17 protein-coding genes are annotated in these 23,659 nt (G+C 73.6%); 3 read left to right on the top strand and 14 right to left on the bottom strand.

Annotated elements, in window-relative coordinates:
- Positions 1–16: 16 nt before the first annotated feature.
- The 8 genes from EV372_RS26150 to EV372_RS26115 all read right to left on the bottom strand — a co-directional run bounded on the left by EV372_RS26150 (position 17) and on the right by EV372_RS26115 (position 12,145).
- On the bottom strand, positions 17–796 hold the full coding sequence (locus tag EV372_RS26150; RefSeq protein WP_130399123.1) for a phytanoyl-CoA dioxygenase family protein: 780 nt from the start codon (positions 794–796) through the stop codon (positions 17–19).
- Between the two features lie 701 nt (positions 797–1,497).
- Positions 1,498–2,481, bottom strand: a complete 984-nt coding sequence (locus EV372_RS26145; protein ID WP_130398230.1) for an FAD binding domain-containing protein — start codon at positions 2,479–2,481, stop codon at positions 1,498–1,500.
- Complete coding sequence (locus EV372_RS26140; RefSeq protein WP_130398229.1) at positions 2,478–5,126, bottom strand: molybdopterin-dependent oxidoreductase; 2,649 nt, start codon at positions 5,124–5,126, stop codon at positions 2,478–2,480. The genes EV372_RS26145 and EV372_RS26140 overlap by 4 nt, the downstream gene beginning before the upstream one ends.
- 216 nt (positions 5,127–5,342) lie before the next feature.
- Complete coding sequence (locus EV372_RS26135; RefSeq protein ID WP_130398228.1) at positions 5,343–6,785, bottom strand: NCS2 family permease; 1,443 nt, start codon at positions 6,783–6,785, stop codon at positions 5,343–5,345.
- Positions 6,786–6,991: 206 nt separating this feature from the next.
- Positions 6,992–9,424 carry a xanthine dehydrogenase subunit D gene (gene pucD / locus EV372_RS26130; RefSeq protein ID WP_130398227.1) on the bottom strand — a complete coding sequence of 811 codons (2,433 nt, stop codon included), beginning with the start codon at positions 9,422–9,424 and terminating at the stop codon, positions 6,992–6,994.
- Positions 9,424–10,785 (bottom strand): 8-oxoguanine deaminase, encoded by a 1,362-nt coding sequence (locus EV372_RS26125; RefSeq protein WP_130398226.1) that lies wholly within the window; start codon positions 10,783–10,785, stop codon positions 9,424–9,426. Before EV372_RS26125 ends, pucD begins: the two co-directional genes overlap by 1 nt.
- On the bottom strand, positions 10,782–11,285 hold the full coding sequence (locus EV372_RS26120) for a (2Fe-2S)-binding protein (protein WP_130398225.1): 504 nt from the start codon (positions 11,283–11,285) through the stop codon (positions 10,782–10,784). Before EV372_RS26120 ends, EV372_RS26125 begins: the two co-directional genes overlap by 4 nt.
- Complete coding sequence (locus tag EV372_RS26115; protein ID WP_130398224.1) at positions 11,276–12,145, bottom strand: FAD binding domain-containing protein; 870 nt, start codon at positions 12,143–12,145, stop codon at positions 11,276–11,278. Before EV372_RS26115 ends, EV372_RS26120 begins: the two co-directional genes overlap by 10 nt.
- A 264-nt stretch (positions 12,146–12,409) precedes the next feature.
- Between EV372_RS26115 and EV372_RS26110 the strand changes: the two genes are divergently transcribed.
- Together EV372_RS26110 and EV372_RS26105 are read left to right on the top strand one after the other, a co-directional pair.
- Positions 12,410–13,972, top strand: a complete 1,563-nt coding sequence (locus EV372_RS26110) for a PucR family transcriptional regulator (RefSeq protein ID WP_130398223.1) — start codon at positions 12,410–12,412, stop codon at positions 13,970–13,972.
- 116 nt (positions 13,973–14,088) lie between these two features.
- A complete protein-coding gene (locus tag EV372_RS26105; RefSeq protein WP_130398222.1) occupies positions 14,089–14,790 on the top strand; it encodes a pentapeptide repeat-containing protein in 702 nt (233 codons plus the stop codon).
- A 122-nt stretch (positions 14,791–14,912) separates the two neighbouring features.
- On the opposite strand, the gene EV372_RS26100 is transcribed toward EV372_RS26105, so the two are convergent.
- The 5 genes from EV372_RS26100 to EV372_RS26080 form a co-directional block, all read right to left on the bottom strand.
- The gene (locus EV372_RS26100) at positions 14,913–15,881 is read right to left on the bottom strand and encodes a helix-turn-helix domain-containing protein (RefSeq protein WP_130398221.1); all 969 of its coding nucleotides are present in this window, start codon (positions 15,879–15,881) and stop codon (positions 14,913–14,915) included.
- Positions 15,882–15,900: 19 nt separating this feature from the next.
- Positions 15,901–16,866, bottom strand: a complete 966-nt coding sequence (locus EV372_RS26095) for an alpha/beta hydrolase (protein ID WP_130398220.1) — start codon at positions 16,864–16,866, stop codon at positions 15,901–15,903.
- Between the two features lie 184 nt (positions 16,867–17,050).
- A complete protein-coding gene (locus EV372_RS26090) occupies positions 17,051–17,974 on the bottom strand; it encodes an aminoglycoside phosphotransferase family protein (RefSeq protein ID WP_130398219.1) in 924 nt (307 codons plus the stop codon).
- Positions 17,975–18,104: 130 nt separating this feature from the next.
- A complete protein-coding gene (locus EV372_RS26085; RefSeq protein WP_130398218.1) occupies positions 18,105–19,226 on the bottom strand; it encodes a glycoside hydrolase family 10 protein in 1,122 nt (373 codons plus the stop codon).
- Between the two features lie 18 nt (positions 19,227–19,244).
- Positions 19,245–20,498, bottom strand: a complete 1,254-nt coding sequence (locus EV372_RS26080; protein ID WP_130398217.1) for a cytochrome P450 — start codon at positions 20,496–20,498, stop codon at positions 19,245–19,247.
- Between the two features lie 416 nt (positions 20,499–20,914).
- Here EV372_RS26080 and EV372_RS26075 point away from each other — a divergent pair, with 416 nt between their 5' ends.
- The gene (locus EV372_RS26075; RefSeq protein WP_486484406.1) at positions 20,915–22,768 is read left to right on the top strand and encodes a serine/threonine protein kinase; all 1,854 of its coding nucleotides are present in this window, start codon (positions 20,915–20,917) and stop codon (positions 22,766–22,768) included.
- A gap of 84 nt (positions 22,769–22,852) precedes the next feature.
- On the opposite strand, the gene EV372_RS26070 is transcribed toward EV372_RS26075, so the two are convergent.
- Entirely contained in the window at positions 22,853–23,632 is a 780-nt protein-coding gene (locus EV372_RS26070; RefSeq protein WP_130398215.1) for an SDR family oxidoreductase, read from the bottom strand.
- Positions 23,633–23,659 lie beyond the last annotated feature (27 nt).

Genomic DNA, 23,659 nt, shown 5'->3' with positions numbered 1-23,659 from the left:
GGCCGGCTCCGGAGCCTCATACCGGGGTGTAGTCGGTGAAGTGCCGCGGTGAGAACAGCTCCGGCCATCCGCCCCGGTCGAGGCCGAGTTCGCGGGCGCGGGTGAGCATGTGCCGCCAGTAGGGCTTGACCGGGCGCCACCGGGCGCCGGTCTGGCAGTAGGAGGCGTCGACGAAGTAGCGGGGGCGGCGGGTCGTCCGCGGGGCGGGCCTGCGCGCGTGGAACAGCGCCGAGTTGAGCAGGACGGTCGAACCGGGCGGGAGCCGGTCGAGGACGGCCTCGCCCGGCAGCTCCGAGGTGCCCAGGTGGGCGCGGGCGGTCTTGTCCGCCTCCTCGCGGTGGGACCCGGGCAGGACGGCCAGGCTCCCCATGCTCTCGTCCAGGCCCACGGGGTAGTGCAGGGCGTGCACCATGACCAGGCCCGGGTCCCCGAGGTCGTTGGGCTCGTTGTCGTGGTGCCAGGGCTTGCCCCCGGTGTCCGGGTCGTGCCTGGCGCTGTGCAGGTGGTGGAAGACGAAGGGCGCCTCCAGCAGCTCGGCGATCACCTCCAGCAGCGGGCCGTGGGTGAGGAGTTCGCCGTGGGCGGGCAGCTCCAGCTCCAGGGCCGGGCGGGGGTCGCCCCCGTCCGGGTCGAGGCAGGCGGCGATCGAGCGGTCGCGCAGCCCCTCGTCCACCCAGCGGTCCACCTCCGGGAGGAGCCGGTGGAGGAGGTTCTCGGGCAGGAGGCCGGGGAGGACGAGGTACCCCGACTCGGCGAAGCGCTCTCGTCGCTCGGCCGCGGACACGTCCTGGGACAACGCATGCGTCAAAGTGTCACCCGTGATTCGCGCTTCGGTGGTGGACGACCGCCGGGTCGTCGGGGGGATCGCCGTGCTGGTCCTGTTTCGGGGGGCATGGGGGCGCGGGGGCGGGAGGGCGTTCTCGTTTCCCGCCGACCGGGCGCTGGGGGGAATGGCGCGGTATTTCCGCGGGAGGGCGGTGTTCCGTGGTCCGACTGCATCAATTTTGCATCCGTTCCCTTCTGTGTCAAGAAGGTCGGAGGAGAATCCCGTGGGGGCTGCGCGAACACGTGCGCACGCGAGGGTCATGGGAGGCGTGGGGGAGAATATCGGTGCTGCTCACAGCGGCTTTCGGGTTCTGCTCCCCTCTGTTGTTGCTGGTGTGGAACGCGGCGCCAAAATGTATTTTTGTCCCCTTTCTCCTTTCTGAGTCGTGAGGGAAAAGAGGAGGTGTCCGGGTCCCTGGGAGACGGGAGGAATCCGATTTTCCTCGGCGGTCGCACCGCCGTCGGACGTGCGCGCCCCCGTGTGTTCGGCGCGGCCGGGAGCGACAGATTCCCCCGGTGGTCCCTTATGCGTGAAGTGCGCGGTAGGGGTGGTCTTCCTGGAAAGGAATCCGTATCCGAAAAGCGTGTGTTCCGGACACGGCGTCGGCCCCGCCCCCGCGTCGCGCGGGAACGGGGCCGTACGTCCGATCGGGGCCTCGGCCGTCCGGGGCCTCAGCCGCCCGGAGCGTCCAGGGCCCGCTCCAGGGCGTCGCGCACGGTGGCGCCCAGCAGCTCCACCTTGTACCCGGTCGCGGGCAGCGGGGAGCACAGGCCGGCCAGACCCTCCAGCGCCTCGACCACGCCCCCGTCCAGCGCCCGGCCCGCACGCGCGCCCACCAGGGCGGCCTCCACCTCCGGCAGCCGCAGCGGAGTGCGGGCCACCCCGCCCACGGCCACCGCCGCCGAGGTCACCGCGCCCCCGTCCGCCAGGGCCAGGCGTACCACCGCCTCCACCAGCGGCCACTCCGCGCGCGAGCGCCCGGTGGCACGGCGGTAGGCGGACCGCTCGCCCGCGGTCGGGACCGGCAGCCCGACCGACACCAGCACCCGGCCGGGCTCCAGCACGTGGTCGCGGGTCGGGTCGGCGGCGTCGTAGAGGTCGGCCACCGCCATCTCGGTCCGCCCCCCGCCCGCCACCAGCACCGACGCGTCGTGGGCCAGCAGCGCCACCGCCAGCGAGGACGGGTGCGGGGCCGCGCACGGGCCCCGGTCCACGACCACCCCGTACAGGTGGTCGCCCCCGCGCGCCGGGCAGGAGTCCCCGCCCGTCTGGAAGCAGTCGAAGGCCGGGTTGCGCAGGTACCAGCACCGGTTGCGCTGGAGCAGGTTGCCGCCCAGCGTCGCGGCGTTTCGCACCTGCGGCGTGGCCAGCGCCCGCGCCGTGGCCGCCAGCGCCGGATAGGCCGCGGCCAGCGCGGGGTCCGCGGACAGCTCGGCGACACCGGTCAGCGCGCCCACCCAGGCCGAGCCGTCGGGGCGCCACTCCACCCCGCGCAGCTCGCGCACCCCGGTCAGGTCGACCACGGGCGCGGGCTCCAGGACCCCCGAGGCCAGGCACGCCGTCAGGTCGGTGCCCCCGGCGCGCGGACGGGCGCCCGTGCCCTCCAGCCGGGCCAGGGCCTCCTCCAGCCCCGCGGGGCGTGTGGTCGCGGTCAACGCAGTCCCTCCAGCAGTCGGTCCGGGCGGATGGGCAGGTCCAGGGGGCGCCAGCCGGTGGCGTCGTGCACGGCGTTGGCCACGGACGCGGCCACGCCCACCAGGGAGATCTCGCCCAGGCCCACCCCCGCGCCCGCGGCGTGCTCGAAGCCCTCCTGGTGGAAGTGCACCTCGGTCTCGGGGACGTCGCCCATCCCCGGGAGCCGGTAGTCCTCCAGGTTGTCGGTGAGCACCACCCCGGTGGCCGGGTCGTGGCGGCGCTCCTCGAAGAGCGCGTACCCCACGCCCTGCACCACGGCGCCCTCGGCCTGGTTGCGGGCCAGCCGCTCGGCGTACACGCGTCCCACCGCCAGCCCCGCCCAGCAGCGGGTGGGGCGCACCCGGCCCAGCAGGGTGTCCACCTCCACCTCCATCACGTGCACGGCGCCGGTCATGCCCCGGCCCACGGCCAGGTCGTCCATGTTCGGGGTGAGCGCGCCCCGGCGGTCCCGGCCCCTCTCACCGACCACCCGCACCCCCTCGGCGGCGGCCAGGGCGTCCTTGAGGGCGTGCTCGGGGATCGGACCCGAGGCGGGGACCCCCGGCTCGCGTTCGCGCAGCTCGGAGCGGAGCCGGTCGGCGGCGTCGGCGGCGGCGGGTCCCATGGAGGTGGTGGTGCGGCTGCCGAAGGAACCGGTGCCGTGCACCGAGGAGCTGTCGCCGATCTCCACGAGCACGTCGGCGGCGGACATGCCCAGCCGCTCGGCGACCACCTCGCCCAGGACCGTGCGGATCCCGGTGCCGATGTCCTGGGTGGCGGAGCGCACCACCACCGCGCCGTCGCGGACCGACAACTCGACCTTCGCGCTCGGGCCCATGAGGTAGAGCCAGTTGGAGGCGGCGACGCCGACCCCGCGCCGGAACCGGCCGGTGCGGGCACCGCGCGGACGCCCGCGCCACAGCTCCAGGGCGGCGGCCCGCTCGTACAGCGCCCGGCGCTTGGGGTTGCCGTCCCACCGGCGGCGCAGGGACAGGGGGTCCTCGCCCAGCCGGCGGGCCATCGTGTCCACGGCCTGCTCCACGGCCCAGGACATCGGGGCACCGCCGGGGGCGCGCATGGGCGCCCCCGGCGGGCGGTGGGTGACCACGTCGAAGTCGCGGGCCCGGCGCGGCGAGCGCCCGTACATCAACAGCCCGAAGACGGCCGTGGTGGAGCCCACCGAGACGCCGCCGTCGCCGTGGGAGTCCACGGTCAGCGCCGCCAGGTCCCCGGAGCCGTCGGCCAGCAGCGCCACCCGGGTGCGGGTTCCGGGACGGTGCCCGGCGTCGGTGAGCTCCTCGGCGCGGTCGAAGGACACGCGCACCGGGGCGTGGGCCAGCCGGGCCAGTTCGGTCGCGGCGACCATGTCGACCGACAGGCTGGCCTTGGCGCCGAAGCCGCCGCCGACGTACTCGCTGAGCACGTGCACCCGCTCGGGCGACAGCTTCCAGCGCTCGGCGGCCTTCTGGGCGACCTTGGACACCGCCTGGGTGGACGCGCGCAGGGTCAGCGAGCCGTCGCGGTCCCAGGAGGCCACGCACACGTGGGGTTCCAACGGGCTGTGCACCTGCACGGCGGTGGTGTACTCCTGGGCCACCAGGCGCGGATCCCGGCGTTCGGCGGCCGTGCGCAGGCGCCGCACCGCGGTCGCGCCGCGCCAGCCGACGGTGGTGGGACCGCGCGTGTTGCCGTCCCAGCGGCCCGGGAGGCCGGGGCCCTCGGCGTTGGAGGGGGCGGCCTGGCGCTCGGCGCGCGTGGGGTAGACCCGCGGGGCGTCCTGCGCGCGCGCCTCCTCGACACCGAGCACGGCGGGCAGGGGTTCGTAGTCCACCCGCACGGCCCGGGCGGCGGCGCGGGCCAGTGCCGCGGTGGGCGCGGCCACGGCGGCGATGGGCTGGCCGACGTAGCGCACCGTGCGCTCCTCGCCCAGCAGGTCGGTGAAGACCGGGTGCGGGTCCACGGGCTGTCCGGGCCCGGGGCGGCGGGCGGCCGCGCTCCGCGCCCCGCCGGGGTCGACGGCGCGCACCCGCGCGTGGGCGTGGGCCGAGCGCACGATCACCCCCTCCCAGGTGCCCTCGGGGGCCAGGTCGGCGCTGAAGCGGGCCCGGCCGGTGACCTTGGCCAGGGCGTCCGCGCGCGGTGGCGCCTGCTCGGGCTCGGTGTCGAACTCGCCCGCGCAGGCGGCGTCCACGGCGGCGAAGATCCCCTCGTAGGCGCCGCAGCGGCACAGGTGCCCGGCCAGGGCGTCGGCCACGCGGTCGCGGCCGGGGCGGACGTCGCCGTGCTCGGCGCGCCAGGAGTCGACGAAGGCGGAGGCCTCCACCACGAACCCGGGCGTGCAGTAGCCGCACTGCATCCCGTCGTGGGCGGCGAAGGCGCGCTGGACGGGGTGGTCGCCGCCCAGGCCCTCCACGGTGGTGACCTCGCGGTCCTCCAGCCGGTCGGCGGGCAGCAGGCACGAGGCGGTGGGCGCGCCCTCCACCAGGACGGTGCAGGCGCCGCAGACCCCGGTGCCGCAGGCGATCTTGGTGCCGGTCAGGCCGAGGCGGTCGCGGATGTGCTCGGCCGCCGTGGTGCCGGGGGAGTCGGGGGCGGGGGAGGAGACGCCGTTGACTCGAACGTTCATGGGGTGGCTTCCCTCGATCCGAAGTTGACATTGTCAACTTAGGGGTGTCGCCGACCGCTGTCAACGAGTCACCGGGCCCCGCGCGGCCACGACTTCCGGCCCGGGCGGCTCCGTGGCTGCTCCGGGCAAGCGCGGCTCCGGCCGGTCCACGGCGAAAAAGGGGGGAGGCCGGGCCGCCCCCTCGGCGGCCCGGCCTCCCCCCTCGGCGGATCCGGCTCAAAGCCCCAGCGCGTGCATGGAGAAGTGGAACGCGAACACGGCCGAGAGCACCCACATCAGCCAGCCCACGTCGCGCACGCGCCCCTGGGCCGACCTGACCAGCGTGTAGGAGATGATCCCGATGCCGATCCCGCTGGCGATGTCGAAGGTGAACGGCATCATCGCGATGGTCAGGAAGGCCGGGATCGCCACGGCGATGTCCGACCAGTCGATCTCCCTGATGTGCATCATCATCATGGCGCCCACCAGCACCATCGCCACCGCCGCGGCCTGCGCCGGGACCACGCCGAACACCGGGGCCAGGAAGATCGCCGCGAGGAAGAACAGCCCCGTCACCACGCTCGCCAGACCGGTCCGGGCGCCCTCGCTCACCCCCGCCGTGGACTCCACGAACACCAGCGTCGCCGAGGAGCTGGTCAGACCCCCGGCCACGGCGCCCGCGCCGTCGGTCACCAGGATCTGGTTGACCCGGGGCATGTGCCCGCTGGCGTCGGCGATGTCGGCCTTGGTGCCGATGGCCAGGATGGTGCCCAGGGCGTCGAAGAACCCGGCCAGCACCAGGGTGAACAGGATGACGCCCGCCGTGGTCGCACCGGCCGAGGTCCAGGCGCCGAACATGTCCACCCGCAGCAGCAGGCCGAAGTCGGGGGCCGCGAACGGGTTGCCGGGCAGCTCGGGGCCGGCCCCGCCCCAGTCCCGGGCGTCCAGGCCCGCCGCGTAGTGCACGGCGATCGCCAGGACCGTCGCGCCGACGATGCCGTAGAAGATCGCGCCCGGCACCCCGCGCACCAGCAGGACGCTGGCCAGCACCAGACCGCACACGAAGACCAGGATCGGCCACCCGTCGAGGTGGCCGCCGGCCCCGGCCGCGCCGATCTGGAGCAGTCCGCCGCCCTCCCCGGCGCTGACGAAGCCGGCGTTGTCCAGCCCGATGAGGGCCACGAACAGGCCGATGCCCACGCCGATGGCCATCTTGAGGTCGTGCGGCAGCGCGTTCATCACCGCGGTCCGCACGCCGGTCACCACCATGAGGATGATGGCGACGCCCTGCCATACGACCAGGCCCATCACCTCGGGCCAGGCCATCACGGGCGCGGCCTGGTAGGCCACGACCGCCATCACCCCCAGGGCCGCGGCGCAGGCGATCGGCGCCCGGCCGACCACCCCCATCATGATCGTGACCAGCCCGGCGGACAGGGCGGTCATGGTGGTCAGCTGGCCCGCCGACAGGACGTCGCCGTTCACGTCGGAGACGCCGCTGAGGATGATCGGGTTCAGGACGATGATGTAGGCCATCGCCATGAAGGTGGTCAGTCCGCCGCGGACCTCGCGCCCGAAGGTGGATCCGCGCTCGCTGACGAAGAAGAAGCGGTCGAGCCAGGATCGAGCCGTGGGCTTCCGCGCACCCGGGTGCGGGCCGGAGTCCTTGAGTCGGGTCATGTCCCCTCCTGGAGGGAGATGAGCATGGCAGCCATCGCCATGTGTAGGGGGGTTGTAACTCTTCGTGTTCAAGCGAGGGTGTGCGCAGGACGGCGCCGTCCTGCCGTGGGGCACCCGCCCCGGTGCCGGGGCGCCGACGAATCCGGGGCGGGCGGTTCATGGGGGCGGCGCGGCGGGGGAGCGCACCGCCGCGCCGCCGGTCGCGGCTACAGGTCGATGCCCACGATGTCCTCCGGGCGCACCGGAGCGTGGGTCAGGGCCCTGCCGGTGGCCGCGCGCACCGCGGCCACGATGGCCGGGGTCGAGGACAGCGTCGGCGGCTCACCCGCGCCGCGCAGCCCGTAGGGCGCGTGCGGGTCGGGCCGCTCCAGCACGTCGATGCGCATCGGCGGAGTGTCCAAGATGGTGGGGATGAGGTAGTCGGTGAACGAGGGGTTGCGGATCTCCCCGTCCTTGACCTGCACCTCCTCCATCAGCGCCAGGCCCAGGCCCTGCGTGGAGCCGCCCTGGATCTGCCCCGCCAGCTGCTGGGGGTGCAGCACCCGGCCCACGTCCTGCACCGCGTCGAGCGCGACCACCTTCACCAGGCCCAGCTCCACGTCCACGTCCACCACGGCCCGGTGCACGCACATCCCGAACTGGTTGTGCGAGGAACCCTGGCCCAGCTTGGGGTCGAGCATCTCGGTGGGCCGGTGGTGGTACTCGCGGGTGTGCTCGACCACCGTTCCGCCGCGCGCCGACTCCCCCAGCAGGTCCGCCAGGGACACCAGCGCGCCGACCGTGGCCGACACCAGCTTGCCCCCGTCCAGGGACAGGTCGGTGTCGGGCAGCGCCTCGGGCACGATCCCGTGCTCGCGGGCCAGCGCGAAGACCTCGGCGCGCACCGACGCGCACGCCGTCATGACCGCGCCGCCGGTCATGTACGACTGCCGCGAGGCCGAGGAGGATCCCGCCGAGCCGACCTGGGTGTCGGCGGGGGCGATGACCACCCTCTCCACGCCCAGCTCGGTCCGGGCGATCTGCCCCTTGACCGTCACCAGGCCCTGGCCGACCTCGGCCGCCGCCGTGTGCACCAGCACCACCGGCTCGCCGCCCACCACCTCCAGCCGCACCCGCGCCGTGGAGTAGTCGTCGAACCCCTCCGAGAAGCACAGGTTCTTCAGCCCCAGGCCGTAGCCCACACCGCGCACCACGCCCTCGCCGCGCGTGGTGCCCGCCACCCCGCCCGGCAGGGTGCGCTGGTCGGCGGGATCGGCCAGCGCGTCGCGCTCGGGCGGCATCGGCAGGGCGCGGCAGCGCTCCAGCATCTCCGCCATCGGCAGCGGCATGTCGATCTCCTGGCCCGTGATGATCCGCGAGCCCTGCGACATGGCGTTCTTGATCCGCAGGTCCACCGGGTGCATGCCCAGCTCCTCGGCGAGCCGGTCCATCTGCGACTCGTAGGCGAAACAGGCCTGCACCGCGCCGAACCCGCGCATCGCGCCGCACGGCGGGTTGTTGGTGTACACCCCGTAGGCGTCCACCAGCGCGTTCTCCACCTCGTAGGGGCCGATGCCCAGGGAGGAGGCCACACCCACCACCGCGGGGGTCGCCGACGCGTACGCGCCGCCGTCCACGATGATCTCCGCCGTGGCGTAGAGCAGCGTGCCGTCCGCGCGCGCCCCGTGCTCGTAGCGCATCCTGGCCGGGTGCCGGTGCACGTGCCCGTAGAAGGACTCCTCGCGGTTGTACACGAACTTGACCGGCCTGCCCGTGCGCAGCGCCAACAGGGCCGCGTGGATCTGCATCGACAGGTCCTCGCGGGCGCCGAAGGCCCCGCCCACCCCGGCCAGGGTCAGCCGCACCTTGTCCTCGGGCAGCCCCAGCGCCGGGGCGATCTGGCGCTGGTCCACGTGCAGCCACTGCGTGGCCACGTACAGGTCCACCCCGCCGTCCTCGGCCGGGACGGCCATGCCCGACTCCGGGCCCAGGAAGGCCTGGTCCTGCATGCCGACCTCGTACTCGGAGGCCACCACCGCGTGGGCCTCGGCGCGCAGCCGCTCCAGGACCTCGCCCTCGCGCTCGGCCGAGCCCGCCACGGCGGCGAACGCGCCCGTGCGCACCGGCTGGTAGCGCAGCCGGTTGCCGCGCGGGTTGTACTCGGGGTGGTCGGGGACCGTGCCCGGCTCGTGCACCGGCGGGCAGTCGGGGTCCAGCGCGGCCCGCCGGGGGTCGCTGATCGGCTCCAGCACCGCGTAGTCCACGCGGACGCGCTCCATCGCCCGCCGGGCGGTCTCGGGGTGGTCGGCGGCCACGATCGCCACCGCCTCGCCCTTGTAGCGCACCTTGCCGAAGGCCAGCACCGGCTGGTCCTGGTACTCCAGCCCGTAGCGCTTGTTCCCGGGCACGTCCTCGTGGGTGAGCACCGCGTGCACCCCGGGCACCTTCAGCGCCTCGGTGACGTCGATGCCGCGGATCTCGGCGTGCGGGTGGGGGCTGCGCAGGGTCGCCCCCCACAGCATGTCCTCCATCCACATGTCCGAGGAGTAGGCGAACTCGCCGGTGACCTTCGGGGTTCCGTCGGGGCGGCGCGGGCTGGAGCCCACCCCGTCCCTGGTCGTGCTGCTCAGCTCCGTCACGGTACGGGTCGTCGCCGCCATCAGCGGCTCACCTCCTGGGTCAGGGCGCGGTGCGCCGCGCGGCCGCGCGCGGCGGCGGTCTCCGCGGACAGGGTGCGCAGCTCACCGCGGTCGACGACGGTGTTCCCGCCGACCCAGAGCCGCTCCAGGGGCGGGGTGGGGCCGAAGACCGCCGCCACCACCGGGTCCCCGATCACGTCGTAGCCGAACCCGTCCACCCGCCACAGGGCGATGTCGGCCAGCTTGCCCACCGCCAGGGAGCCCAGCTCGGCGTCGCGGCCCAGCACCCGGGCCCCGCCCAGGGTGGCCATCTCCAGCGCCTGGCGGGCGCTGAGCGCCGTGGGGCCCCTGCGGGCGCGGGCCATCAACAGCGCCTGGTGCATCTCACCGGCCAGCGGCGTCAGCTCGCTGGAGGCCGGGCCGTCCACGCCCAGGCCCACCGGCACGCCCGCCTCCAGCAGCTCGGGCACCCGGCAGATCCCCGCGCCCAGGCGGGCGTTGGAGGTGGGGCAGTGCGCCACCCCGGTGCCCGTGGACGCGATCCGCTTGATCGCCGCGTCCGACAGGTGCACGGCGTGCGCGAACCACACGTCCGGGCCCAGCCAGCCGAGCTTCTCGGCGTACTCCACGGGGGTGCACCCGAACTCCTCCAGGCACTGCTCCTCCTCGTCGAGCGTCTCGGCCAGGTGGGTGTGCAGCCGCACCCCCCGGTCCCGGGCCAGCGCCGCGCTCTCCACCATCAGCCCGCGCGAGACCGAGAACGGCGAGCACGGGGCCACCGCCACCCGCGTCATCGCGTCGGGCGCGGTGTCGTGGTGGGCGTCGATCGCCTCGGCGGTGCCCGCCAGGGCCCGCTCCAAGGACTCCACCACGGCGTCCGGCGGCAGACCGCCCTGGCTCTGGCCCCGGTCCATCGACCCGCGGGCCAGGTCCAGGCGCACGCCCACCTCGCGGGCGGCCTCCACCTCGGCGGCCACGATGTCGCCGCGGCCCGAAGGATGGACGTAGTGGTGGTCGGAGGCGGTCGTGCACCCCGACAGCGCCAGGTGGGCCAGACCGGCCGAGGTCGTCCCCGACACCACGTCGGCGTCCAGACGGCCCCAGATCTCGTAGGAGCCCACCAGCCACTCGAAGAGCGTGCCGTCGGCGAACAGCCCCTGCGTCGCCCACTGGTAGAGGTGGTTGTGCGTGTTGACCAGACCCGGCGTGACCAGGCACCCGCGCCCGTCCACGCGCTGGAGCCCCTCGGCCCCGGGGGCCGGTCCCGCGCCCACCGCCGAGATGCGGCCCGCGCGCACCACCACGTGGCCGCCGGCGTACTCCGCGCCGTCCACGGTCACCACGTGGGCGCCCTCGATGACGAAGCCCTCCACCGCGTTCACGACCCGCTCCCGACCCGCCGCGAGGCGGCCAGGCGCACCGCGTCGAGGATCTTCTCGTACCCGGTGCACCGGCACAGGTTGCCCGCCAGCGCCTCACGGATCTCGGCGTCCTCCGGCGCGGGCAGCCCCGCGCCCACCGTGCGCTCCAGCAGGTCGTCGGTCTGCACCAGCAGGCCCGGCGTGCAGAACCCGCACTGGACCGCGCCCGCCTCCACGAAGGCCTCCTGCACCGTGCCCAGCTCGCGCTCGGCCCCCTCGCCCTCGGACAGGCCCTCCACGGTGCGCACCTCGCGCCCCTGCGCCTGCCCGGCGGCGATCATGCACGAACACGCCGTCACGCCGTCGAAGTAGACCGTGCACGAACCGCACTCGCCCTGCTCGCAGGCGTTCTTGCTGCCCGGCAGACCCAGCCGCTCGCGCAGCACGTACAGCAGGCTCTCGCCCGCCCACACGTCGTCGGCGGTGACGTCCTCGCCGTTGACCCTGAAACTCACGCGCATCGCGTGGCTCCCTTCCGGTAGTCGGTGACCGACCAGCTCAGTGCGCGGCGCGCCATCACCGACAGCGCGTGCCTGCGGTACTCGGCGCTGCCCCGCTGGTCGTCGATGGGGCGGGCGGCCGCGGCCACCAGTGCGCCGAACTCGCGCACGACCGGATCCGCGAGCGGGCGGCCGTCCTCCCAGTCGAACTCCGCCGCCAGGAACCGCTCGGCGGCCTCCGCGCGCAGCGGTGTGGGGCCGGCCGAGCCCACGCCCGTCCCCACCGTCCGGCGTTCGGTGTCCAGGGCCAGGGAGAAGGAGGTCACCGCGATGACCATCGCGTTGCGCGTGCCGATCTTGGCGAACTGCTGGGGGCCGGTCGGCTCGGGCAGCAGCACCGCCGTGATCAGTTCGTCGGCCTGGCGCGCGGTCGTGCGCAGCGACAGGTAGAACTCGCGGGCGGGCACCCGGCGCCTGCCCCGCACCGACGCCAGCTCGACCACCGCGTCGGTGGCCAGCAGCGGCGGGTGGGCCTCCCCGGCCGGCGAGGCGCCGCCCAGGTTGCCGCCCACGGTGCCGCGGTTGCGGATCTGCGGGGAGGCGACCGAACGCGAGGCCCTGGCCAGGGCAGGGGCCCGCTCCGACAGGTGCTCGATCACCTTGGTGTAGGACACGCCCGCGCCCAGACGGGTGTGCTCCCCGTCCGGTCCGAACTCGGCCAGTTCCGGGATCCGGGTCAGGTCGATCAGGGCGGGCGGCCGCCTCTTGTCGAAGTTGAGCTCCACCATCACGTCGGTGCCGCCCATGATGGGCACCGCCTCGGGCAGGGCGCTCTTGGCCTCAAGGGCCTCCTCCAGTGTGGAGGGGCTCAGGAACTCCATGCTCGGTCCTCTTGTCGCCATGGTCGTGCCGCCGCTCGCTCGCGGCCCGGCGCGGTCTGTCGGTCGCGTCTTCCCTGGTGGGTCTCGCCGATGCTGTGAAGTACACCACTGGGAGCGCGGTCACTACCAGCAAGTGATGACATGAAGTGCCCGCGGAACGAACGGTTATCGTTGGGCGTTTCCTACAAGTGGCGTCACCGGAGTAACATCCACCGCCTCACCACCCGGGCGCCCGCCGCCCACACGAGCGACAGAGGGACGTTCATGCGGATCAGCGAGCTGCTCGCGGTCACACGGCTGCACCTGAGATTCCTGTCGGGGGCCGAGCACGCGCACCGCACCCTGCGGTGGGCCTACACCACCGACCTGCTCGAACCCGCCCGCTACCTGCGCGGCGGCGAGTTCGTCCTCACCGGGATGATGTGGCGCACCCGCCCCGAGGACTCGCGCACCTTCGTGGCCTCCGTCGCCGGGGCCGGGGCGGTCGCCCTCGGCGCGGGGACCGCCCTGGGCGAGGTCCCCGCCGACCTGGTGGAGGCCTGCCGCGAGCACGACCTGCCCCTGGTGGAGGTGCCCCCGGAGACCTCCTTCGGCGCGGTCACCGAGGAGGTGCTGCGCTCCCTGACCCAGCACCGCTTCACCACCATCGCCGAGACCCGCGACCGCCACCGCCGCCTCATGGCCGACGTCGCCGCCGGGGCCGACTTCCCCCGGGCCTTCGCCGAGGCCGCCGCACAGACCGGGCGGGCCGCCTGGGTCCTGTCCTGCACCGGCCGCCACATCGCCGCCTCCGGCGGGCCCCTGCCCGGGGACGAGCGCGAGTGGATCGCCGCCCGCGCCCTGACCGGCCCCACCCTGCCCCACACCGTCCGCACCCCCCAACGGGAGGACCGCGCCCTCACGCTCCTGCCCGTCCAGGCCCGCGAGTCCCACCCCCTGGCCACCTGGCTGGTGGTCTGCGAGGGCGACCACGCCTCCTGGACCGAGGAGGAGCACGAGTCGGTGGCCGAACTCGTCTCCATCGCCGGGCTCGCCCGCAGCCGCGCCGAGGAGCGCGCCCTGACCGACGCCCGCCACCTGGAGGGACTGCCCCGGCTGCTGGCCGCCCAGCGCTTCGACGAGGTCACCGAACTCCTGCGCGGCACCGACCCGACCGGCGGCCAGGGCAGCCACGTCGTGGTCAGCGCCGTCATGCTGCCCGAGCCGCGCGTGCCCGACCTGGCCCGGCGCGTGCTCTCCGAACTGGTCGCCGACCGCCCCGGCGCAGTCGTCACCGGCGACGAGGACGCCCTGGCCGTCGTCCCGGTGGCCGGGACCGACGCCCGCGCACGCGCCGAGGAGGTCCGCGCCGCGCTGCTGCACCGCGCCCGCGTCCTGGAGGGCGGCCTGCTCGACCACCGGCTGGCCATCGGACTCAGTTCGGCGGTGCGGGGCGTGCCCGACCTGCGCGGAGCCGCCGTGGAGGCCCGCCACGCCCGCCGCCTGGCCGAGCTGCGCGGCGGCCGGTCCCGGGTGATCGCCGGGGCCGAGATCGACTCCCACGAACTGCTGCTGGCCTCGGTCCCCGAGGAGGTGCAGTCCTCCTACCGCGAGCGGCTGCTGGGCCCGCTGCTGGCCTACGACCGCGACCACCGCTCGGAGCTGGTGCGGACCCTGGAGCAGTTCCTGGCCCACTCGGGGTCCTGGCAGCGCTGCGCCGCCACGATGCACGTGCACGTCAACACGCTGCGGTACCGGATCGGCCGCGTGGAGGAGCTGACCGGGCGGGATCTGAGCAGCCTGGAGCACCGGGTGGACCTGTTCCTGGCGCTCAAGCTCCGGGACTGACCCGGTGCGGGGGAGGACCGCGGGCGGGGGAGGGGAGCGGCCCGCACCGGGCGGCCCGCGTCGGGGGCGGGCGCGCCGGAGTACGCGTGTCGCGGGTCACCGCTAGGGTGCTGGCGATGAGTACCGACCTCCTTCTCCCCGAGACCACCGACGCCGATCTGAACGGCGCCGACCTGCGCGACCAGCTGTCCCGGCCCCTGGACGCGCCGCGCGTGTTCACCCGCTGCGACCTGACCGAGGCGGACCTGCGCGACGCCGATCTGGTCGACGCCGTCTTCCGCGACTGCCGCCTGGACGGGGCCCGCCTGGAGCGGGCCGTCCTGGAGGGCGCGGTGTTCACCGGGGGCAGCGCCTCGGGGGCGGTGTTCTCGCACGCCGAGTGCACCGAGACCAGGTTCGAGCGGGTGGACCTGGCCAATACCCGCTGGCAGGGCGCCCTGCTCACCGATACCGCCTTCACCGGCTGCCGGATGACCGGGGCCGCGCTGAACTCGCTGCGGGGGATCGGCTACACCTTCGCGCACTGCAACCTCATGCTGGCCCGCTGCAAGGGCCTGGTGCTGCGCGGGCAGACCCTGGAGGGGCTGCGCATGGACGAGGCCGACCTGGCCAGCGCGGACCTGCGCGAGACGGTGTGGACGGACTCGCGGCTGCGCGGCGCGAACCTGGTCAACGTCAAGCTGGCGGGAGCCGACCTGCGCGGCGCCGATCTGGGGGAGCCCACCCTGGAGCAGGCCGGGTACCTGCGGGGGGCCAGCATCGGTCCGGTGCAGGCGGGCGCGATCCTGGCCGCCCTGGGCATCACCGTCGTGGAGTAGGAGCGTTCGCCAGGGGTGCGCTGACCTGCGGCGAGGGTGTCGTTCGCATCTTTGAATCTACGTCGTAAAGGTGCCTGCTTCTCTCAATCACTTCACTTGGGGGAGAAAAACAAGGACGACAATCAGAGATTGCAGTACAACCGGCGCAGGGCCAGTGCCACCTGCAGGCGCAGCCGTCCCGACACCTCGCGCACCGGCCAGCCCAGCAGGCGTTCGGCCCGCCCCAGGCCCTCCTGGAGCGTGGAGTGGTGCTGGCCCTGCGCCCGGGCCGCCGCCCGCAGGCTGGGGGAGGAGGCCACCGCGTCCAGGACCCCCAGCAGCGGCGGGGCCTCGCGTGCCACCCGTTCCAGGGCCGCGACGTCCGGTACCGGTTCGCCGCCGGGCCGCACGGTGTCGGCCAGGAGCAGCAGCCCGCCCAGCTCCTCGGCGAACACCACGCGCGGGCCCGGGTCGGCGCCGGTGCCCCGGGCGGTGAAGCGCAGCGCCTTGCGGGCGTCGTGCCAGGAGGAGGGCAGGGCCAGCGCCTCCACGGCCGGTCCCACCCCCGCCCGCCGAGCCCCCGGGGACTCGGCGGCGGCCAGGACGCGCACGCCGCCGCCGTGGTCGGCCACCGCGCGGGCCCGGGACCCCGGGGCGAGCCCGTACCGGCGGGCGGCCCGCGCGCGCTGCTCCTCGGGCAGGTCAACGTCGACCAGGGCCCGGGCCAGGGCCGTGCGTCCGCCCGTCGGGGGCGGGGCGTGTTCGAGCCGGGCGCGCAGGGCGGCGGCCGCGCGTTCGAGGACCATCGCCTCCACCGGGCCGGGGCCGGAGGTGGCGCGTTCCAGCCACAGCACGCCGCCGCCGACCCCGACGGAGTGCCAGGAGGGGTCGGGGTCGGCGGCGGTGCGCCGGACCTCTCCGGCGGGGTCGGCGCGCAGCGCGAGGCCGCGTCCGGGGTGGGCGAACCCGGCGGGGGCGCCGGTCAGGACGGCGGCGCCGCGGATGACGGGTTCGATTCCGGCTCCGGCGAGTTCGTCGAAGTAGGCGATCACCTTGACGGCGGCGCCCGCTTCGGGGTCCAGCGCGGAGATCCTGCCCACGAGCTCTCTCATGCCTTCATGGTGCCCGGGTTCAGGCTCCGGTGATCCGGCGCAGCCAGGGCAGGCGTTGGGCGCGGGCGCTGCGGCTGAGGGCGGCCTGGGGGGCGATGCCGTCGAAGCCGTGGAAGCCGCCGGGCCACACGTGCAGTTCGGCTGATCCGCCCGCCTGCCAGATGCGGGAGGCGTAGTCGACGACCTCGTCGCGGAAGGTCTCGGCGGAGCCCACGTCCAGGAAGGCGGGGGGTAGGCCGGACAGGTCCTGGGCTCGGGCGGGTGCGGCGTGGGGGGAGACGTCGGGGCCGCCCGCGTGGGGGCCGAGCAGGGCGGCCCAGCCGGTGGCGTTGGAGGTGCGGTCCCATACGCCGGTTCCCGCCATCTGGTGGGAGGAGGCGGTGTCGTTGCGGTCGTCGAGCATGGGGCAGATGAGCAGTTGTCCCTGGAGGGCGGGGCCGCCGCGGTCGCGGGCGAGCAGGGTGGTGGCGGCGGCGAGGCCGCCGCCCGCGCTGCCTCCGCCGATGACGATGCGTGTGGGGTCCAGGCCGAGGTCGGCGGCGTTGTCGGTGATCCAGGTCAGGCCCGCGTAGCAGTCCTCGACGGGGGTGGGGTGGGGGTGTTCGGGGGCCAGGCGGTAGTCGACCGAGATGAGGGCGAGGTCGAGTTCGTGGGCGGTTTCGAGGAGGCCGGGGATCTCGGTGCCGCGGTGGGATCCCATGATCATGCCGCCGCCGTGGATCCAGTAGAGGGCGCCGGTGGGGGTGGTGGTGTGGGTGGGGTGCCAGTGGATGAGGGGGATGGGGGTGTGGTCGTGGCTGGGGGCGTGGTGCGGGGTTTCGGTGTAGGCGGGGTGGAGGGTGGTGTCGGTGGGCAGGAGGCGGGCTCGTCGTTGGCGTAGGGCGGGGATCATGTCGGGGGTGATGGAGGGGGTGATCTCGTCGCCGAGGAGGGTGAGGGCGGCGGCGAGTTCGGGGTCGAGGGCGGGGCGGGGTGGTGTGGTCACGGGTGCCTTCCGTTGGTGGTGTGTCGCGCGTCACCATTGTCGGGGGCGGGTGTGGGTGCGGGGCAGTGCCGTGTGGCGGGTGTGTGCCGCCATACGGCGGGGTGTGCTGCGGTGGTGTTCCTGGTCCGCCCCGGCCGTCCCCGACGACGACCTCGTGCGTCGGGGACGGCCGGGGTGGTGGCGGTTATGCGCCCAGGGCTTCGGCGATGGTCACCGGTACGCGGGGTAGGGCGGGTTCGCCTTCCTCGACGGCCCAGACGCATTGCTGGAGGACGCGGACGAGGGTCCAGGCGTGTGCGCGGTCGCGGGGGATGTGGGCGGCCTCGGTGACCAGGTCCAGGCGGCGGCGGGTTTCTTTGCGGGGGTCGCCGGTGGCGAGGGCTTCGTCCCAGCGGTTGTGCAGGGTGGGGAAGAGGTCGAAGCCGGGGTCTCCGGCGAGGGGTTTGGGGTCGATGGCGAGCCAGGGTTCGCGGTCGGTGCCGGGCAGGGGCGCGAGCACGTTCTGGAAGTGCAGGTCCCAGTGCAGGAGCCGGTCTCCGGCTTCGGGCGCCATCTCGCGGGCGCGGGCGGCGAGTGCGTTCACGCGGTCGCGTTCGTGTGCGGTGCGCAGGCGTGGTGCCAGGTGCTGGGCCCTGGTGACCAGGGCACGGGTGGTGTCGGCCAGGGTGCGCATGCCCTGGGGTGCCTGGTGGGCGGTGAGGCGGGCCAGGAGGGTGCCGATGGTGGTGAGGGCCTGGTCGATGGGGGCGGGGTCGAGTGTGCGTGTGGGGTCGAGGGGTTCGAGGAGCATGGCGCCGGTGTCGGGGTCGTGTTGGAGGAGGCGTACGGCGCCGTCGCCGTTCCAGGTGCGCAGGGCGTCGGGTTCGCCCCGGCTCTCCTCGTCCACCGGCTGGATCTTGAGCACGGCGGAGTCCCCGTGGGGGAGTCGTACGGGGACGACGAGGGCGACCATGCCGTGCATGGGCGCGCCCACGGGGTGCAGGTCCCATCGCCTGAGCTGGCGTCGGGTGAGTTCGGGCAGCCCTTGGGTCCACTGGGGTCCGAAGTAGCGGTCCAGCAGGGGTGCGAGGGCTTCGGGGACGCGGATGGGGGGAGTGTCGTCGTGCATGTGGTGTGTCCTTCGTCGTCGTGGTTCGGCTGGTGACGAAGGAGCGCCGGGGGGCCACGGGTCTAACGCATACCGAACACCTCGTTCGTTGTCGGTTGTGGGGTTCGACGGTAGCGGGTGGGGTGTGTGCTCAGTGCGCCGGAGGGCGTGGGTGTCGGCGGGAGAGGGTCTGGACCATGGCGTTGAGTGCTGGTTTGGGTGCGTAGGAGTCGTCGAAGGGCAGTGCGGCGGTGTAGCCGGGGAACCATTCGGGGATCCAGGAGTGCTGGTCGCTGACTCCCCACACGGACACGCGTACGCAGCGGGGTACGTCCAGGCAGGCTTGGACGACCTGTGCGTATTCGCGGGCCTGGTCCTGGAGGGCTCCGTTGGGGACGGGTTCGGGGATGCGTACGTCGAGTTCGCTGATGCTGACCTCCAGGCCCAGGTCGGTGAAGCGGCGTAGTTGTTCGGCGAGGTCGTCGGGGACGTGGCCGTGGATGAGGTGGCTCTGGAAGCCGATGCCGTGCAGGGGGACGCCGCGGTCGAGCAGGTCGGTGACCAGTCGGTGGAGGGCGTCGGTCTTGGGGCCGCCGCCTTCGATGCCGAACTCGTTGATGTAGAGGCGGCCCTGGGGGTCGATCTCGTGGGCCATGGTGAGGGCCTCGGCGATGTAGTCCTCGCCCAGGACCTGGTGCCAGAGGTTGTCGCGTAGGCGGGGGCCGCTGTCCTCGAAGGGTTCGTTGACGACGTCCCAGGAGGTGACGCGTCCTTGGTAGCGGCCCATGAGGGCCCGCATGTGTTCGCGGATGACCTGGCGTAGTTCGTCGGGGGTCCAGGTGCCTTGTGCGAGCCAGGCGGGTTGTTGGTTGTGCCAGAGCAGGGTGTGGCCGTGCACGGTGAGGTCGTTGCGTTCGGCGAAGTCGACGACGGTGTCGGGGCCGCTCCAGTCGAAGGTGTGGCGTTGGGGTTGGACGTACTCCCATTTCATGGTGTTCTCGGCGGTCAGGGAGGTGTAGTGCTCGGTGACCACCGAGCGGTACTCGCGGTCGTGGACGAGGGGGTTGACGGCCACGGCGACGCCCAGGTCGATGTCGCTCTGGCGGGCCAGGTGGGGGAGTTGGCCGGCGCCGGCGGATTCTGGTTGGGCGGGCAGGGTGAGGGCCAGGATCGTGGTGACCAGGAGGATGATCGCGCACAGGGCGGCGGCGGTCAGCAGGGCTCCGCGTCCGCGGGTGAGCGGGCGCCATGGTGAGGAGGCCGTGCTGGGCATCTGGTCGGCTCTCACCTTCTACCGGGTGCCGGTGGTGACGGGGAAGGCTGACAGGGAGCGTACGACGGTGGTGGGTCGGCGGACGGGTGGGGCGGTGGGGCGCAGGTGGGGGAGGCGTTCGGCCAGGGCGCGTAGGGCGATGCGGCCTTCGAGGCGGGCCAGGGGTGCGCCCAGGCAGTAGTGGACGCCGCTGGAGAAGGAGAGGTGGTCGGCGGCGTCGGGGCGGGTGATGTCGAAGCGGTCGGGGTCGGTGAAGCGCGCGGGGTCGCGGTTGGCGGCTCCGATGAGGCACATGGCGTAGCCGCCGCGGCGCAGGGGTTGGCGTTGGACGGTGGTGTCGGTGTGGACCCAGCGGCTGGTCATCTGGACGGGTGAGTCGAAGCGCAGGATCTCCTCCACGGCGCCTGGGGCCAGGTCGGGGTCGGCGACGAGGCGTTCCCACTGGTGGCGGTGGCGCAGCAGGGCCATCACCCCGTTCCCGATGAGGTTCACGGTGGTCTCGAACCCGGCGATCAGCAGCAGGCGGCACATGGTGCTCAGTTCGGTCGCGGTGAGGTGGCCGTCGTCGGCCTGGGTGACCAGGGTGGAGACCACGTCATCGCGGGGGTCGGCGCGGCGCTGTCGCATGAGCCGGGTGAACAGCGGGTCCAATTGTGCCGTGGCCTGGTGGATGCCGCGCAGGTGACGCGCCGAGCGGGCGCCGTCCAGGGCGCTGCCGAGGGCGTGGCCGATGCGGACGAACTCGGCGTCCTGGGAGGCGGGGACGCCGAGCAGGTGGCTGATGACGGCGATGGGCAGGGGTTGGGCGAAGTCGCGCATGAGGTCGAAGCGGCCCTTGGCGGTGGCCCTGTCCAGGAGTTCGTGGGTGATCTTGGTGATGTGGGTTTCGTACTCGCCCATGCGGCGGGGGCTGAAGGCGGGGCGGGCGAGTCGGCGCAGGCGGGTGTGTTCGGGTGGGTCCTTCATGAGGAAGGACAGGTCCAGGATGTCGAATTGTTGGGGTGGGGTGGTGCCGTCGGGGGGTTGGACGCCGAATTCGCGTCCGCGTAGCAGGGCGCTGACGGCTTGGTAGGTGTTGGCGGTGCGGAAGCCGAGTTTGCTGGTGGCGAAGTGGCCTTGGTCGCGCAGGCGTTGGTAGGTGGGGTAGGGGTTGTCGCGCCAGGGGTAGTGCAGGAGTCTGCTGGGGTGGTCGCCGGTCTGGGCGGCGGTCCAGGAGGCGGCGTGGGCCAGGCGCAGGTGGGCGTCGGTGCGCAGGGTGTCGGGGATGTGCATGGCGTGTTCTCCTGTCGCGTGTTTTTTCGACCCTAGGCGGGTGGGGGGTGCCTGGTCATGCGGGTGGGTGAGTTGGCCGCCTGCGGTCAGGGGGGAACTTTGCGGGGTGGTTCGTCGTTGGGGTGCGGCGTTGTCGGGTGGGGTGTGGTGGTGGGGTTGTCGCAGGTGGTCGGGGTTGTGCGGGTGTGGGGTGGTCGGGGTGGGGTGAGCCCGGGGGTGGGCGGGGCGTCACGGGTGCGGGTCGGGGCGGTGTCGGGGGTGCGGGGGCGCGTATCGGCGCACACGCCGGGGTTCGCGGGGGAGGCTGGGGGTGCGCCCGCCGATAGGTTGGGGGCAGGCGTCTTTCCGGCGGGTGCTCGGGCACCGGGGGAGGCGGTGGTCATCCTCTGGCACCCGGGGGTGGCGGAACGTCGTGTGTGGAGGCTGTAGTGTCCCTTAGGCTCGATCCCAGTGACCCGGAACGTATCGGCCGGTACCGGCTGATCGGCCGCTTGGGCTCTGGCGGCATGGGCCAGGTGTTCTTCGGCCGCTCGGCCGGGGGGCGTGCGGTGGCGGTCAAGCGCATCCATCCGCACATGGCCGCCGACGCCTCCTTCCGGGAGCGTTTCGCCCGTGAGGTCAACGCCGCCCGTCAGGTCAGCGGTGCGTTCACCGCGCCGGTGATCGACGCGGGTCCCGATGACGAGGTGCCCTGGCTGGTCACCTCGTACGTGCCGTCGTTGCCGTTGGATACTGCGGTGCACGATCACGGTCCGCTGCCGGAGGCGAGTGTGCGGGTGCTCGCGGCGGGTCTGGCCGAGGCGTTGGCCGACATCCACCGGGTGGGGTTGATCCACCGTGACCTCAAGCCCGGCAACGTGCTGTTGGCCGAGGACGGGCCGCGGGTGATCGATTTCGGTATCGCCCGTGCCACCGACGGTACGGCGGCCACGCAGTCGGTGATCGGTACGCCGGGGTTCATGAGTCCGGAGCAGGTGCAGGGGGAGACGCTCACCCCGGCCAGTGACCTGTTCGCCTACGGTGCGGTGCTGGCCTACGCGGCGGCGGGGACGGGTCCCTTCGGTGAGGGCAGTATGCCCACCATGGTCATGCGCATCATCAGCCGTGAGCCGGATCTGTCGGGTGTGCCCGAGTCGTTGCGTCATCTGGTGGCGGCGTGTTTGTCCAAGGATCCGCAGGGCCGTCCGGGGCCGGGGGAGATCCTGGACTACCTGGGTGATGTGGCCACGGGGCCGACCTGGTTGCCCGCGGCGGTGATGCGGGGGGTTCAGGAGCAGGTGGCCAAGGTCAACGGGGCGTTGGCGGCCGCGGACGGGGATGGGCGTGTCACCGGTCAGCACCAGCGCACGCAGGTGCTGGGGCAGGGTGGTGCTGCTGCTGTGGGCGGTGCGGCGGGAGCTGCGGCCGGTGCGGGTGTGTTCGGTGATGAGGCGGCCACCCGGGTCACGCCGCAGGCGCCGGGGCACGAGGGCGGTGCGACCTCGGTGTGGGGTGAGCAGCAGGGGTATGGGGCCACGGCCCGATTCCCGTCGGGGCAGCAGGTTCCGCCGACCGCCCAGTACGGTCAGGGCGCCACGGCCTACGGCCAGGGGGCGGCTCACGGTCAGGGCGGTGCTCCCCACGGGCGGGAGGAGGTTTCGGGTCACCGGCAGCCGGACCGGCCCAGCCAGGAGGACGCCTACGCCGACCTGTACGGCGATCGGCGTGACCCGGCCGCGGACGCGCGTCGCCAGCAGCAGGAGCAGCTGCGTCAGCAGGAGGAGCAGCGCCAGCGCCGGATGCAGGAGCAGCAGCGCCACCAGGAGGAGCAGCGCAGGCGGGCGGAGGAGCAGCGGCTGGAGCACCGGCGCCGTCAGGAGGCCGAGCGGGCCCACCGTGAGCGGGTGCGGGCCGAGCAGGAGGCCGCGCGCCGCGCCCAGGACCAGGCGCGCCATGCCGACCAGCCGGGCCTGTGGGGTTTCGTCAAGCTGTTGCCGCTGCTGATCATTCCGCTGATCCAGGTGCCGTTGGGGTACGGGGCGGCGTTGGCGTGGGCGTGGTTCACCACCGAGACCGAGGTGTGGACGGGGGCGCCGTACGCGTTCGAGCCCTTCCGGTGGGAGTCCTTCTGGCACGCGATGATGCTGGGGTACTTCATCTTGAACAACCTGGTGTCGTTGGAGTACCTGGTCAGGTCGTTGCGTACGTCGTTCGTCACGGGTGCGGTGTTGGCGTTGGGTGCGATCGCGGCGACCAACGGTCTGCTGTACAGCTTCGGTTTCTGGGGCTGAGTCCGGGGCCGGTCCTGGTCGGTGTCGTCGTCCCTTCCCGGCGCTTCCGGGCGCGGGGGTCCGCGCCCGGAAGCGGGGGCCGGGTCAGGCGGAGATGCCCCCGTCGCTGGTCAGGAGCTGGCCGTTGATCCACCGCCCGCGGGGTGAGCACAGGAACTCCACCAGGTCCGCGGTGTCCTGGGGTGTGCCCAGGCGCCCCAGCGGGGTGTGCTGGAGGCAGTCGGCCCTGGTCTGCGGTGACATCCAGCCGGTGTCGACGGGGCCGGGGTTGATGACGTTGGCGCTCACCCCCAGGTGGGCCAGCTCGCGCGCGCAGGAGAGCACGATGCGGTCCAGGGCGCCCTTGCTCGCGCCGTAGGGGAGGTTGCCCACGGTGTCGTCGCTGGTCAGGGCTATGATGCGCCCGGTTCCGTGCTCTGCTGTGCAACGCAGGCCGAACTCGCGGGCCAGTTGCCAGGTGGCGCGGGCGTTGACCGCGAAGTGGCGGTCGAAGCTGTCCAGGGTGGTCTCCAGGAGTCCGGAGTCGACCGACTCGCAGTGGCACATGATGAGTGCGCTCACCGGGCCCAACCGCTCCTGGGCGGTGTCGAAGACGTGTGCGGCGGTGGCGGTGTCGGCCAGGTCGGCCTCGATGGCCACGGCGCGGGCGCCGTGCTCGGTCAGGGCGTTGAGGATGGTGCCGGTCGCGTCCGGTTCGGCGCCCCAGCTCATGCGGGCGTCGTAGGCGTTCCAGTGGGTGAAGGCCACGTCCCATCCGGAGGCGGCCAGGCGGCGGGCGACGGCGGAGCCGATGCCGATGGTGCGGCCCACGCCGGTGACCAGGGCGACGGGGCGGGGCGGGTGGGAGGGTGGTGTGCGCGTCATGGGGTGATGCTCGCGCGGCTTCCCCGC

Source organism: Nocardiopsis sp. CNZ308 (genome assembly GCF_004217075.1).
Note: the sequence above shows the minus strand (reverse complement) of the source record. Positions and strands in the feature narration are given on the sequence as shown.